General features: G+C 43.2%; 8 protein-coding genes and 1 pseudogene. 7 read left to right on the top strand and 2 right to left on the bottom strand.

What is annotated here, in order from left to right:
• Nucleotides 1-248 precede the first annotated feature (248 nt).
• Together NLP_RS22830 and NLP_RS22825 are read left to right on the top strand one after the other, a co-directional pair.
• Nucleotides 249-6200 (top strand): amino acid adenylation domain-containing protein, encoded by a 5952-nt coding sequence (locus tag NLP_RS22830; protein ID WP_104908354.1) that lies wholly within the window; start codon nucleotides 249-251, stop codon nucleotides 6198-6200.
• Nucleotides 6201-6502: 302 nt separating this feature from the next.
• Nucleotides 6503-7684, top strand: coding sequence for an aldo/keto reductase (locus tag NLP_RS22825; protein ID WP_104908353.1), 1182 nt, complete (start codon nucleotides 6503-6505; stop codon nucleotides 7682-7684).
• An 87-nt stretch (nucleotides 7685-7771) separates the two neighbouring features.
• Here the strand turns inward: NLP_RS22825 and NLP_RS22820 are convergent, their stop codons facing one another.
• Nucleotides 7772-9100: a hemolysin family protein gene (locus tag NLP_RS22820; RefSeq protein WP_104908352.1), complete on the bottom strand. Its 1329-nt coding sequence runs from the start codon at nucleotides 9098-9100 to the stop codon at nucleotides 7772-7774.
• 240 nt (nucleotides 9101-9340) lie between these two features.
• Here NLP_RS22820 and mfd point away from each other — a divergent pair, with 240 nt between their 5' ends.
• From mfd to NLP_RS22795, 5 genes are all read left to right on the top strand, one after another.
• On the top strand, nucleotides 9341-12895 hold the full coding sequence (gene mfd, locus NLP_RS22815; RefSeq protein WP_104908351.1) for a transcription-repair coupling factor: 3555 nt from the start codon (nucleotides 9341-9343) through the stop codon (nucleotides 12893-12895).
• A gap of 56 nt (nucleotides 12896-12951) precedes the next feature.
• Entirely contained in the window at nucleotides 12952-13218 is a 267-nt protein-coding gene (locus NLP_RS22810; RefSeq protein WP_104909985.1) for a hypothetical protein, read from the top strand.
• On the top strand, nucleotides 13199-13762 hold the full coding sequence (locus tag NLP_RS22805) for a hypothetical protein (protein WP_104908350.1): 564 nt from the start codon (nucleotides 13199-13201) through the stop codon (nucleotides 13760-13762). Before NLP_RS22810 ends, NLP_RS22805 begins: the two co-directional genes overlap by 20 nt.
• Nucleotides 13763-13894: 132 nt before the next feature.
• A complete protein-coding gene (locus NLP_RS22800; RefSeq protein ID WP_104908349.1) occupies nucleotides 13895-14098 on the top strand; it encodes a type II toxin-antitoxin system HicB family antitoxin in 204 nt (67 codons plus the stop codon).
• Entirely contained in the window at nucleotides 14095-14304 is a 210-nt protein-coding gene (locus tag NLP_RS22795; RefSeq protein WP_104908348.1) for a type II toxin-antitoxin system HicA family toxin, read from the top strand. Before NLP_RS22800 ends, NLP_RS22795 begins: the two co-directional genes overlap by 4 nt.
• Nucleotides 14305-14311: 7 nt before the next feature.
• On the opposite strand, the pseudogene NLP_RS22790 reads toward NLP_RS22795, so the two are convergent.
• A pseudogene (locus NLP_RS22790) lies at nucleotides 14312-14782 on the bottom strand (DUF29 domain-containing protein).
• Nucleotides 14783-14894: the final 112 nt, after the last annotated feature.

Here is a 14894-nt window from a genome sequence, read left to right as displayed (position 1 = left end):
AAAAACATCTTTTTGCACATATAAATATTATATAATAATTAGCCTGGATACTAGGAGCAGAAGCCACAACATTTTAAAATAGGGGCATTTTGCCAATCTTACAGCTAAAGAGGCTTTGTTTTTGTATTCCCATACTCATAGCCTCAAGGCGTTAATTTGTAGCCTCACATAGGATTTGTATAAACATAATATTACAATAAATAATAATTTAAAAAATTGGATTTCCTGATGGAGGCGATAAATAAAAAATGCAGATAAATAGCCAAACTTCAGAATATAAGAAAAATATTCCGTTAGATACCTTAACTCCTATCATAGGCACTCAAGTTTTACAGGAATGGAATGACACCCAAGTAGTTCATCATCAGGATCTGTGCATTCATCAAATGTTTGAGATGCAAGTAGAGCGATCGCCCCAAGCCATTGCAGTAGTATGTGAAAATACACAACTTACTTATCAACAGTTAAACCAGGGGGCGAATCAACTAGCGCACCACCTACGTTCTTTAGGCGTTGGGCCAGAAGTACTTGTAGGTATATGCCTGGAGCGCTCCTTAGAGATGATTATAGGACTACTGGGCATTCTCAAAGCTGGAGGAGCTTATGTGCCTTTAGATCCAGCATATCCCTCAGAACGTTTAGCTTTCATCTTGGAAGACACCCAGACCGCAGTATTGTTAACCCAAGAAAAAGTGGTCAAGAACTTACCACCACATCAGGCACAAGTGGTTTGTCTGGACTTAGACTCGCAAGGGAATATCCAAAACAGTCAAGAAAATCCTGTAAATCAAACTACAGCTGATAACCTCATCTACGTAATCTACACATCTGGCTCTACAGGACAGCCCAAGGGTGTAATGATCCCTCACCGTGGTATATGCAATCAACTCCACTGGAAGCAAACAACTTTTGGATTAACTCACGCAGACAAAGTTTTACTGACTATTTCTTTTAGCTTCGATCCCTCAGTATGGCAGATATTTTGGCCATTGTGCTTTGGGGGGCAATTGTTCATAGCTCGCCCTGGTGGACATCAAGACACTGCCTACCTTGTGAAAGTGATTACTGAGCAGCAAATCACCGTTCTGGCTTTAGTACCTTCCATCCTGCGTGTCTTATTGGAAGAGAAAGGAATTGAGAATTGCCGATTCATCAGACACATTACCTGCGGTGGTGAAGCTTTACCTGGCGAACTTATAGAACGCTTCTTTGCCCAACTGAATTTGGACAATGTTTTACATAATTGTTATGGACCGACAGAAGCTTCCATTGATACCACTTTCTGGACTTGCCAGCGCGGCACTAATTATGCACTTGCTCCCATTGGTCGTCCGATTAGCAATGCAGAGATTCACATCCTTAATGAAAATTTACAGCCAGTGTCTGTTGGTGAATCAGGTGAACTGCACATTGGTGGTATTGGTCTAGCACGAGGCTATCTTAACCGTCCAGAATTGACCACAGAGAAGTTCATTTTCAACCCTTTTAGCTCTGAGGCTGGCACACGTCTTTACAAAACTGGGGACTTGGCACGCTATTTGAGCGATGGTAATATCGAGTTCCTTGGTCGCATTGACGACCAAGTTAAAATACGTGGCTTCCGAATTGAATTAGGAGAAATTGAAGCCATACTAGCTCAACATTCGGCTCTGACGCAGACTCTAGTCATAGCCAGAGAGGATGTTCCTGGGGACAAGCGACTTGTGGCATATATTGTTGCCAGTTCAGAGCAAATTCCTAGTCAGGTTGAATTGCGTCGCTTTTTAGAAACTCGGTTGCCTGAATACATGATGCCTGGTTTCTTTGTATTTTTGGACACTCTACCATTAAATCCCAACGGTAAAATAGACCGCCGCGCTTTACCTGCACCGGATACATCTGATATTAGGCTGTCAACTAACTTTGTTCCACCTCAGAATTCGACAGAAGAAGTCTTAGCTGGCATTTGGGCGAAAGTTTTGCGTCTGGAACAAGTAGGTATCCACGACAATTTTTTTGAATTGGGAGGTCATTCACTGCTGGCCACTCAAGTGATGTCTAGGGTTCGCCAAGCTTTTCAGATAGAAATACCGTTGCAACTATTATTTGAGCATCCCACGATCGCTACTTTAGCTCAAGCGGTCGCTCAAAACCAAACTCCAGAAAACGATCCCCAAAATCAGACTATTCCCCAAATAACCAATCGGGAATTAGTCCCTTTATCCTTTGCCCAACAGCGAGTCTGGTTTTTGGAACAGTTGGAACCCAATAGCCGGGCGTATATCGTCTCCAATGCACAGCGCTTAACGGGCAAGTTAAATCTTGGTGTATTGCAACAGTCACTAGATGCGATCGTTGTCCATCATGAGGCATTACGAACCAACTTTATTAGATCATCTGATGGTAGCCCCATACAAGTAATTGGCACGCCTCGGTCAGTAGAACTCAAAATTATTAAGGTAACAAAAGAGCAAGTAGAATTTCTCCTAAATCAAGAGGTGCAACGCCCCTTCAACTTAAAATCTGACTTGATGTTGCGAGCTTCTTTGCTCCAAGTAGATGAACAGGAGCATATACTCTTGTTAATGATGCACCACATCGCCTCAGATGGCTGGTCAATCGGCATTCTCTGGCAGCAGTTAACAGCGCTCTATGAAGCCTTTTTAAGCAGTAAGCCTTCTCCCTTGGCAAAATTACCCATTCAGTATGCGGATTTTGCTGTCTGGCAGCACCAATGGCTATCAGGTGAGGTACTTTCCAGCCAAATTAACTATTGGAAAACCCAGTTAGCAGGTGCTAATACTGTACTGGAATTGCCTACAGACCGACCACGGCCACCAGTGCAAACTTACGAAGGGGCAGCCCAATCTCTGATGCTACCGCAGACTTTGAGTGCATCACTTACAGAACTCTCGCATCAGGAGGGTGTCACTCTATTCATGACATTGCTGACGGCCTTTGGGACAATATTGCACCGCTACACTGGGCAAGAAGATATTCTCATTGGTTCTCCCATTGCCGGCCGTAACCGTTCTGAGATTGAAGGGCTAATCGGATTTTTTATTAACACCGTTGTTTTACGGACTGATTTTGCTGGCAATCCCAGTTTTTGGTCAGTTTTAAATCGAGTTCGCCAGATGGCATTAGATACTTATGCCCATCAAGATATGCCCTTTGAGAAACTGGTAGAAGAACTGCAACCAGAGCGAGATACCAGTCGTAACCCACTGTTTCAAGTGTGGTTTAATATGCTCAACTTAAGGGACATCCAACTGGAACTACCTGGAGTGGTTATAGAACCAGTATCGATCCTAGAAACAGTTTCTAAGTTCGACTTAACCCTTTACGTTACAGAACAAAATCAAGGAATCCAACTTGATTTAGTCTATAACACCGATCTGTTTACTTCAGAACGGATGATGGAAATGCTTCATCAATTCCATCACTTGCTAAATCAAATTGTTGCTGCTCCAGAGAGGCAAATTAGTTTATATTCCCTGGTGACACCAGAAGCGCGACCTTTACTACCAGAGCCAATGGCGGTTCTGCCAGAACCACGGTATGAATTGACGACAACAATGTTTACCTCTTGGGTAAATCGTACCCCAGAACATTCATCACTTCGTCAAGGAATTCGCACTTGGAATTATGGGGAATTGGGCAAAATCGCTCAAACCTTAGCACAGGTTATGTTATCTCACGGAGTAGAGCGGGGAGATGTCGTAGCCGTGTTTGGGACACGCAGCTTTGGGCTAATTGCCAGTATGCTTGGTGTACTCTTGAGTGGCGGTGTGCTACTCACCCTCGATCCAAAACTTCCTAGCCAACGCCAGCGGCTGATGTTACAGGAAGCTAAAGCTAAATACATATTATATATTGATGGTCAGCATCCAGAAGACGAAAATATAGAGGAGTCTTTAACTAGCATCTGTGTCAACCCAGACACAGGAGAAGCTATAAATTCCAAAAAGAGGATTGAAGCAGTAAATCTACCTGAAATTACTGCCGACGATGCAGCTTATATTTTCTTTACTTCCGGCACTACTGGTGTGCCCAAAGGAGTGCTGGGGTGTCATAAAGGGTTGGCGCATTTTCTGAACTGGCAGCGACAAACCTTTGAAATTAATCAGCAAGACCGTGTTGCCCAATTAACTGGTCTTTCTTTTGATGTCGTTCTTAGAGATATTTTCTTACCTTTAACTAGTGGTGCAACCCTATGCTTGCCAGAAGAAGAGGATAACTTAGAACCGACTAGAATTCTGCGTTATTTGGAAAATGAGCAAATTTCTGTACTTCATACAGTTCCTTCGCTGGCGCAATTATGGTTAGCGAATGTGCCGTCAGGAGTCTATTTACGTAACTTACGCTGGTTATTTTTGGCTGGAGAACCTCTGAAAGAAACCCTTATACTTCGGTGGCGGAATGCTTTTCCCGAATCAGGTGAAATAGTTAATCTCTATGGCCCGACAGAGACAACTTTGGCAAAATGTTATTACCAAGTACCTGTTGAGTGTCAAACAGGCGTACAGCCAGTAGGACTGCCCCTGCCTCAAACCCAAGCACTAGTTTTCACACCAAATCACCAACCATGCGGTATCGGTGAACCAGGCGAGATTGTAATCCGAACTCCATTCCGCAGTTTGGGGTATATCAATGCCCAGCAAGAAAACCGTTCTCGTTTTGTCAAGAACCCTTTTCGGAGCGATCGCCAGGATTGGCTTTATTATACAGGCGATCGCGGATGCTATCGTCCAGATGGCTCTCTAGAAATTCTCGGTCGCCTAGATCATCAAGTCAAGATCCGGGGAATACGCATTGAGCCAGGGGAAATTGAAACGGTGTTAGCCCAACATCCAGATGTACTCCAGACTGTAGTCATTGCTCGTGAAGATATTCCCGGCGATCAACGTTTGGTAGCTTACATTATACCGAATCAAGACTCAGTAATTGCAAATACTGATATCCGACGCTTCCTCTCGACAAAATTGCCACAGTATATGCTACCTTCGGCTTTTGTCTTGCTGGACACCATGCCCTTAACCCCCAACGGCAAGGTAGACCGCCGTGCATTACCTGCACCAGACTTATCGAGGCAAGAGCCAGAAGCCAGCTTTGTTGCTCCCCGCAATGAAGTGGAACACCAGTTAACACAGATTTGGGAACAAATTTTAGGTGTCCAACCCATTGGTGTTAGGGATAACTTCTTCGAGCTAGGAGGACATTCTATCCTAGCAGTAAAACTGTTTTGGCAAATTGAAAAGACATTTAGTAAAAACCTGCCACTTGCCATTCTCTTCCAGTCAGGGACTGTAGAGGCTCTAGCCAAAATAATCTGCCAAGAAGAAGATTTAACAACAAACTCGGCTTTAGTAAATACCTTAGACCAATCAAAATCTAGCTGGTCATCCCTAGTAGAAATTCAACCCAACGGTTCCAAGCCACCTTTTTTCTGTATTCACGGGCTGGGTGGAGAAGTCTTATGTTTCCGTGAATTGGCATTGCATCTGGGGACAGAACAACCATTTTACGGACTACAACCACGGGGACTAGATGGAAAAAACCCTCTCCATACCCGCATTGAAGATATGGCAGCGTACTACATTCAAGAAATTCAGATCCTTCAACTTCATGGGCCTTATTTTCTCGGAGGTTATTCCTTTGGAGGTACAGTTGCCTTCGAGATGGCTCGGCAACTCCATGAGCAAGGCGAACAAGTTGGCATTTTAGTTATGCTTGATAGTTGTCGTATAGGTTATAGTTGGCAGGCGCCATTTCTCAAGCGAGCTTTTTTGCATTTAAATAATATTGTTCAACAAGGACCTAACTACCTTTGGCAAAAGGTTGGGAGATGGAGTTATTGGCGTAAGCAAGAACTGCAAAATACATATAATCGTTACTTGGAAGACGTACTTCATGTACCTGAAACTGACAAGCATCTAAAGGTTATAGATACTAACACTCAAGCCCTCAGTGACTATATTTTTTCACCTTACCTTGGTCAAGCTATTCTTTTGCGGACAGAGGATAAAAATCGGGACGAAGCTATAGGCATAGAATACGATCCTCAATTCGGCTGGGACGAGGTAGTAGTTGGAGGATTAGATATTCATTATCTTCCTGGATCTCACCTTGACATACTTAATGAACCCCATGTACAAGTGTTAGCTGAAAAATTGAAAAATTGCTTAACTCAGGCACAGTCTCAGTCTGCAAAGAATTAATTTGAAATTTTTTGTTAGTTCACCTTCGTACAACTCAGCACTGTTGGGTCGTTTTGCTGTTTCTTGGTCTAAACTTGATAGAATAATAGAAAAATGCTTGCTAGTGGTAACTAGGGTGAGATAATTATTCTGTGGAACTGGAATATTGGTAAAAATCCAATAACTAAAAGACCTGACCGATTTAAGAATGCGATGAATATTGCTAGTGTCACAGATTGAACAGAGGGAATGATTGTGGCACTAAAAGCTGGAATGACTATCGTTTTTAGATTTTAAGTTGGTAAGCAATCTACAATCCACTGATGCTACATAGAAGATTTGGACGCACAGAATTACAGATGCCAGTATTTTCCTGCGGTGGCATGAGATATCAGTTCAAATGGGAAGATGTTCCCATTCATGAAATTCCTGCTGATAATCAGGCGAATCTGGAAGCAACTATTAGAAGGGCAGTCGAGGTTGGGATCAATCATATTGAAACTGCCCGTGGTTATGGCACTTCTGAAATGCAATTGGGGAAAATATTGCCCAAGTTTCCCCGCGAAAAGTTGATTGTTCAGACCAAAATAAATCCAAAGGCAGATGCGAAAGAATTCCGGGAGATATTTGAACAATCCTTGAAAAATCTCCAACTAGATTATGTTGACCTTTTAGGGTTGCACGGCATTAATCATCCTGAGTCGTTAGATGACAGCATCCGTCCCGGCGGTTGTTGGGAAGTAGCGCAGCAGTTGCGAGCAGAGGGAAAAGTTAGATTTATTGGCTTTTCCACACACGGCTCGACAGATATGATTGTGCAGACAATTAATACCAATCTATTTGATTATGTGAACCTGCACTGGTACTACATTAATCAATGGAACTGGGCGGCAATTGAAGCAGCTAAACACCACGATATGGGGGTGTTTATTATTAGCCCATCTGATAAAGGAGGTTTGTTATATAAACCACCACAAAAATTAGTAAATCTTTGTGCCCCGTTGAGTCCAATGGTGTTTAATGATTTGTTTTGTTTGAGTCATCAAGAGGTACATACCTTGAGTTTGGGAGCAGCAAAACCAGAAGATTTTGATGAACACCTGAAGACTTTAGAATTAATAGATCGGGCATCAGAGATTTTGCCACCAATTTTAGTAAGGTTGGAAGAAGAAGCGATCGCTACTTTGGGAGAAGATTGGGTAAAATCCTGGGAAACAAATCTACCAACCTTTGACGAAACCCCTGGTGAGGTAAATATTCGGGTGATTTTGTGGCTGTGGAATTTAGCGATCGCCTACGATCTAGTAGACTACGCTAAAATGCGCTACAACCTACTTGGTAATGGTGGCCACTGGTTCCCCGGCAACAAAGCCGATCGGTTAGAAGAATTAGACTTAGGGCAATCTCTCGCCCGTAATCCCTACGCCCATAAAATTCCCCAACTCCTAAAACAAGCTCATCAGTTGTTGGCGGGTGAAGCAGTCAAACGTCTATCTGGCACTTGATAAATTGCATAAATAGGGCATTGGCTATTATGGCGTATGGCAAATAGTAAACAATAATTATCAATGCCCAATGCCCAATGCCCAATCCTAGTCAGATTTTTTCGTATCTGCTGATTTAGATGCCTTCGGTATGACTAGCACCTTATCAACGCGATTACCATCCATATCCATCACTTCAATTCGCATACTTTGCCATTCAAAATAATCTGCTGCGGTGGGAATACGACCTAAATGGGTGATCACAAAACCGCCTAATGTTTGATAACTGCCGCGTTCTTCAGATTCCCACTCTTCCATACCAAAAAGTTCCAAAAACTCTTCTACAGGCAACATCCCATCCAAAAGCCAGGAACCATCTTCGCGTTGTACAGCTTGTGGTTGATCCTGTCCATCTGTTGAAGGAACATCACCCACGATTTCACTCATGATGTCGTTGAGAGTGACTAATCCTTGAATCACGCCGTATTCATCCACTACTAGCGCCATGTGAGTGATGGTTTGCTTGAACAATTCCAAAACCTTCAAGCCACGGGTGCTTTCTGGCACAAATACGGGTTGTCGCAATCCGATTGTTAAATCTAGTGGTTCTCCTCGGAAACTCCTGGCTAATAAGTCAGTAACAGGGATAACACCCAACACATTGTCAAGTCCTCCCTGACAAACTGGATACCGAGAATAAGCACTATCAACCATTTTTTGGCGATTTTCTTCGGCAGAGTCGTCTAAGTCTAGCCAAACAATATCGGGACGGGGTGTCATTAAGTAACTGACAGGGCGATCGCCTAAACGAAAGACTCGCTCCACCATATCCTGTTCGGCTTCCTCAAAAGTTCCCGCCTCGGTGCCTTGTTCAATTAAGATTTTAATTTCTTCTTCGGTGACTTGCGGCTCGGTAGAAGCTGTAATTCCCAGTAATCGCAAGATCAAATCTGTAGAAGCGCTTAAGAGGAAGACTACTGGAGAAGCGATCGCCGCCAAGGCTTGCATCGGAATAGCTACAATTGAGGCAATCCTTTCTGGGTTGTTTAATGCCAGACGCTTCGGTACCAATTCGCCAACAATGAGTGAGAAATAGGTAATGAGCAAAACCACTATTCCGAAGGAGAGCGGGTCACTATAAGGTGCTAACAAGGGGACACGTTTTACATAGATTGCTAACCGACTAGCAATTGTTGCTCCTCCAAAAGCACCAGTCAGGATACCGATCAGGGAAATACCCACTTGAACAGTTGACAGGAAATGATTTGGAGACTCCGCTAGTTTCAATGCTACCTTTGCCTTGGCATCTCCTTGATTGGCAAGCTGCTGTAGTCTAACTTTCCGTGCCGAGACAATCGCCATCTCAGACATAGAAAACACGCCATTGGCAATAATTAGCACCAAAATGATTAAAATTTCAAAAGTTATGGAGGACATGTTTAAAATTGCCGCTTATCAGAGCGAACGTAGCTCAATCCCTAGTATCTAGTATTAAAGGTGCTTCGATAAATGCTTTGACTATACATAAAGTAATAGTTATAGTTCTTAAATTTATTAGTCGTTGTGCATTATTCTTCCACCGAAGGAATCAGAAAGCTGTTAACACTTTTAAAATAGTTGACATAAACTGCCTCAAGATTTGCTGACTCACAAAGACTCCCATCGCTAGTAGTACTTATGTCATTTTCTTCTATTGTGCGTGCCTTAGGCCGATCGCCGCTTACTACTGAATTTCTTTCTAAGCTGAATCGACAACAAGAATTGCGGTTAAATGGCATTCCCAGGCTGCCCAAGACTCTAGTGGCTTCGGCATTAGCACAAGCTCAGGGCAAGGATTTATTCGTGGTTTGCGCCACTCTGGAAGAAGCTGGACGCGTTTACGCACAACTGGAGGCAATGGGATGGCAAACAGTACATTTTTACCCCACCTCCGAGGCTTCTCCCTACGAACCTTTTGACCCGGAAACTGAAATGAGTTGGGGGCAAATGCAGGTATTGGCAGATTTGGTCAACAGTCAAGAGTCATTAGTCATTAGTCATTTGTCCTTAGAAACAAACCAAAGACAAAGGACAAATGACAAAGGACAAATGACAAATATGGCGATTGTAGCTACTCAAGGGGCGCTGCAACCCCATTTACCTCCGCCAGAGGCTTTTCAACAATTCTGTCTTACCCTGAAAAAAGGGATGGAATTAGACCTGAATAGCTTCAGTGAAAAAATAACTATTTTGGGATACGAAAGAGTGCCTTTGGTGGAAACAGAAGGACAATGGAGCCGACGGGGCGATATTGTTGATGTGTTCCCGGTTTCTTCTGAGTTTCCAGTCCGGTTGGAATGGTTTGGCGATGAAATCGAGCAAATGCGGGAATTTGACCCAGCAACCCAACGTTCCGCCCTCGACAAAGTTGACCAGTTAATTCTTACCCCCACTAGCTTTACTCCCGTCGTGATGGCTGCACTGAAAAATAGTCCTGAGTTCCGAGTGCTGAGTGCTGAGTTGAATTATGACTCAGAACTTAGCACTAATAACTCATCTCTGATCGAGGGTAGTCGTCGTTTTTTGGGGTTAGCTTTCGAGCAACCAGCATCTTTGCTAAACTACTTAGCAGAGAATACCCTGATTGCCATTGATGAGCCAGAACAGTGTCATGCTCATAGCGATCGCTGGGTAGAAAATGCCCAAGAACAATGGGGAATAACCCATGAGCAAGAATCTACTCCCCTAACATTGCCGAAAATACACCGTTCGTTTGATGACTGTCTGGTTGATGTTGCCAAGTTTAAAACATTATATTTATCGGAACTATCAGAGGAAAATAGCGGGATCAATCTTGCTAGCCGACCTGTTCCAGTCACGCCGCACCAGTTTGCTAAATTAGCTGAAACCATCCGCCAAGAACGCGATCGCAATTTCTCGATCTGGCTGCTTTCTGCTCAACCTTCGCGTTCCGTCTCGCTGTTGCAAGAACATGACTGTCCGGCTCAGTTTATCCCGAATCCCCGCGACTACCAAGCGATAGATAAGCTCCAAATTAACCATACTCCTATTGCCCTAAAATATTCTGGTCTTGCGGAATTAGAAGGTTTTATTCTACCTACGTACCGATTGGTAATTGTCACAGATCGGGAATTTTTTGGGCAGCATTCCTTGGCGACTCCCGGCTATATCCGCAAGCGCCACAAAGCTACTTCTAAACAAGTTGATCCCAATAAGCTGCGTCCGGGCGATTATGTGGTTCACAGAAATCATGGTGTTGGTAAATTTGTCAAGCTGGAAAGTTTGACGATTAATAACGAAACCCGTGATTACTTGGTGGTACAGTATGCTGATGGATTACTTAGAGTCGCAGCCGATCAAGTAGGTGCTTTATCGCGGTTCCGGGCCGCAGGTGATAAAGCACCGGAACTCAATCGGATGACCGGTAAAGCTTGGGAAAATACGAAGAATAAAGTCCGCAAAGCGATCAAAAAATTGGCGGTGGACTTGTTGAAACTATATGCAGCGCGATCGCAACAACAAGGTTTTAGCTTTCCAGGTGATATGCCTTGGCAAGAGGAATTAGAAGATTCTTTCCCCTACCAACCCACAACCGATCAGCTCAAAGCTGTTCAAGATGTAAAACGCGACATGGAAAGCGATCGCCCAATGGATCGCTTAGTTTGTGGCGATGTCGGTTTTGGGAAGACGGAAGTGGCGATTCGTGCTATTTTTAAAGCAGTCATCGCCGGTAAACAAGTGGCACTCCTTGCGCCAACAACTATTTTAACACAGCAGCATTACCATACACTCAAAGAACGTTTTGCACCCTACCCCGTAAATGTCGGTTTACTCAACCGTTTTCGTTCGGCTGAAGAACGCCGCGATATTCAAAAGCGATTGGCAACGGGCGAATTAGATGTAGTAGTTGGTACACATCAACTTTTAGGTAAAGGTGTGGCATTCCGTGATTTAGGACTGTTGATAGTAGATGAAGAACAGCGGTTTGGGGTGAACCAGAAAGAGAAAATTAAAAGCCTGAAAACTCAGGTAGACGTGCTGACTCTCTCCGCCACTCCCATTCCCCGGACTTTGTATATGTCCTTGTCGGGAATTAGGGAAATGAGTTTGATTACCACTCCACCACCAACCAGACGACCGATTAAAACCCATTTATCACCGATTAATTCCGAAAGCATCCGCACAGCGATTCGTCAAGAATTAGACAGAGGTGGACAGGTGTTTTATGTAGTTCCACGAGTAGACGGAATTGAAGAGACAACAGCCAATTTACGAGAAGTAATACCGGGAGCTAGATTTGCGATCGCTCACGGTCAAATGGATGAAAGCGAGTTAGAATCAACCATGCTCACTTTCAGCAATGGCGATGCAGATATCCTCGTTTGTACGACAATTATTGAATCTGGCTTAGATATTCCGCGAGTCAACACGATTTTGATTGAAGATGCTCACCGCTTTGGATTGGCACAGCTGTATCAATTACGCGGTCGTGTGGGACGTGCAGGGATACAAGCTCATGCTTGGTTATTTTATCCGAAGCAACGAGCATTATCTGATGCGGCTCGGCAACGATTACGAGCGATTCAGGAATTTACTCAGTTAGGTTCTGGGTATCAACTAGCGATGCGCGACATGGAAATCAGAGGCGTGGGTAACTTGCTAGGGGCAGAACAATCCGGTCAAATGGATGCCATCGGTTTTGATTTATACATGGAAATGCTGGAAGAAGCAATTCGGGAAATCCGAGGACAAGAAATTCCGAAAGTGGAGGATACCCAGATTGACCTCAACCTGACGGCGTTTATCCCAGCAGATTATATTACCGATTTGGATCAAAAGATGAGTGCTTATCGGGCGGTGGCCACAGCTAAATCTAAATCAGAATTAAAACAGATAGCAGCCGAATGGAGCGATCGCTATGGTACTTTACCTGTCCCTGCAAATCAACTTTTGCGAGTCATGGAACTCAAGCAGCTAGCGAAAAAGCTCGGATTTAGCCGCATTAAGCCAGAACAAAAGCAGCACGTCGTTTTAGAAACACCGATGGAGGAACCTGCTTGGAATTTGTTGGCGGCGAATTTACCAGACAATCTCAAGACACGCTTTGTCTATTCTCCAGGTAAAATTACAGTGCGCGGGTTAGGGGTTTTTAAGGCAGATCAACAATTGCAGAATTTGATTGATGCTTTCGGGAGAATGCAGGGTGCAATTCCAGAGGCTGCTATTGTTTGATAAGTTTTGCTCAAGTTTCTATCAATTTAGAACCAAACCTACAGAGGATAACCAGAGTGAGTATTAATCTTGATTTGCCACCAGAGCTAGAAAACGAGCTTTTTACTGAAGCTTCTCGGCTAAACCTTCCTCTTTCTGAATATATTCTTCGGATTCTTTCTGTGAGGCAGGTTTTAGCAAATCCACCGAGGACAGGAGCCGAACTCGTTGCTTATTGGCAGAGCGAAGGTGTGATAAACTCACGACCTGATATTACAGATAGTCAAGCATACGCTCGCAAGTTACGCCATGAGGCCCAAACCCGTGAGCGAGAATCGTCCTGATTCTTGGGAGGATGAGGGAGAAGTTGTTGTTTGGGGATATCGAATATCTGGTTCAGCAGTTTCTTTTCGTTCTCAGATTGACTACTTTCCAAAAAATCGACTTGAGTATGTAGATATATGTCAGTTTGTTTGCGATCGTATGGCAGACTTACTTGATGAATGCATTCAGAGGATCAAACAACATAATAATTTAGAAGATTCATCTGTAGACGTAGCAGATTATGGATTTAGAATTTATCATTATTGCGAATATTTTTTGGGAGAAGAAGAGACTCTATCTCTGAAGTTAAACCAGCTTTCTAAAAGCGGGAAACTAAAAGAGGTAAACCGTAAAGGTGGACTGTCTGAAAAAGTTGCTCAATTTGGGGAGATTGATTTCTGCCTCAGTTCTGGATCGATAACTTTGATGAGAAAAATTAACAGCGATAAAAAAGGATTTGTTAAAGAGGTTGAGCAACAGGATATCAAAACATATCAGGAATATTTAGATTTTATAAAACGAAAAATAAATGACTATAATCTGCTGGACAAGCTTGAACTTTAAAGAGAAGTGTAGGTAGTCAGTTAGCGTAGCCTAACACTCTGTTGCAGTGAACAACATTAATTTGAGTCGCCAGAGTTAAGAACAAACAGGTATGCTTATTTGTATATTCTCACAAACTAGCTCAACAAGTTTATGAAAATCAGAGCAATCATTCATCCAGCAGAAGAAGGCGGCTATTGGGCAGAAGTTCCCGCGCTTCCCGGTTGTATTACCGAAGGAGACACCATAGAAGAGGTGATGGCTAATTTAAAAGATGCTATTGAAGGTTGGCTTGAAGTTGCCAACAGTCGTAATGCAATTGAGTCAACAGATCAAGTTGTTGAAATTGCTGTATGAAATCGATTTCCGGCAAGCAACTTTGTAAGATTGTGGAACAAAAAGGTTGGGTTTTGCAAAGAATTACTGGCAGTCATCATATTTATGAAAACCCCGAAGTAGAAAAAATCCTGTCAATTCCTGTTCACCGCAATCAAGATTTGAAAGTTGGAACCTTGAAAGCTTTGATGAAAATAGCCCAGCTATCTGAAGAAGATTTACTTTAATTTCAAATTACTGCTCTGATTCATCCACTAACTTGCTTGGTTCACCGGGGTAAAAATCATAGTCAACAATCTCTGACAAACTGTAAGGACACTCCACCGAAAAAGTCCGCTTGGGCAAATCTGTTTCTCCAACAGCCAATTCGACACCTTTAAGGTAGGCTTTGCGAAGTGCTTCTTCAAGGTAGGGTTTGAGGCTAGGATTGTCTTCAAGCTGTTCAGCAATATCTAACCGTTGAATCCGAAGTGTTGCTAACCAGCTACGGCTACGGCGTTGGGACTGGTACTGCCATTTTAGTAAATTTCCCATCAACACACTCAGACGATTTCGTAATTATTGACGTTGCTGTTTACCCAAAGATTGAATCTCCTCAATCAGATTTTGCAGATCAATCTGACTCCACTGCTCATTGCGAAGTAAAGTTGCTTGTTCCTGTGTCCAAGCGTAAAAATCAGTTTCGTAGAGGCTTGGTGAAAGCATTGGTATCTTTGGGTTTGTTTCAGGTACACCCATTAGGTTAGTTCAACCTCAACGTCTTTGCTTTTATGCCTCACATTTTTGATACTATCTATAGTATCATTTATCAATGAGC

The organism is Nostoc sp. 'Lobaria pulmonaria (5183) cyanobiont' (assembly GCF_002949795.1).
Lineage (GTDB): Bacteria > Cyanobacteriota > Cyanobacteriia > Cyanobacteriales > Nostocaceae > Nostoc.
Note: the sequence above shows the minus strand (reverse complement) of the source record. Positions and strands in the feature narration are given on the sequence as shown.

Excerpts from the sequence above, each read along its gene's own strand:
- NLP_RS22795 (WP_104908348.1), top strand. The coding sequence starts at position 14,095 with ATGAAATCGATTTCCGGCAAGCAACTTTGTAAGATTGTGGAACAAAAA.
- mfd (WP_104908351.1), top strand. The coding sequence starts at position 9,341 with ATGTCATTTTCTTCTATTGTGCGTGCCTTAGGCCGATCGCCGCTTACT.
- NLP_RS22800 (WP_104908349.1), top strand. The coding sequence starts at position 13,895 with ATGAAAATCAGAGCAATCATTCATCCAGCAGAAGAAGGCGGCTATTGG.
- NLP_RS22820 (WP_104908352.1), bottom strand. The coding sequence starts at position 9,100 with ATGTCCTCCATAACTTTTGAAATTTTAATCATTTTGGTGCTAATTATT.
- NLP_RS22825 (WP_104908353.1), top strand. The coding sequence starts at position 6,503 with ATGCTACATAGAAGATTTGGACGCACAGAATTACAGATGCCAGTATTT.
- NLP_RS22830 (WP_104908354.1), top strand. The coding sequence starts at position 249 with ATGCAGATAAATAGCCAAACTTCAGAATATAAGAAAAATATTCCGTTA.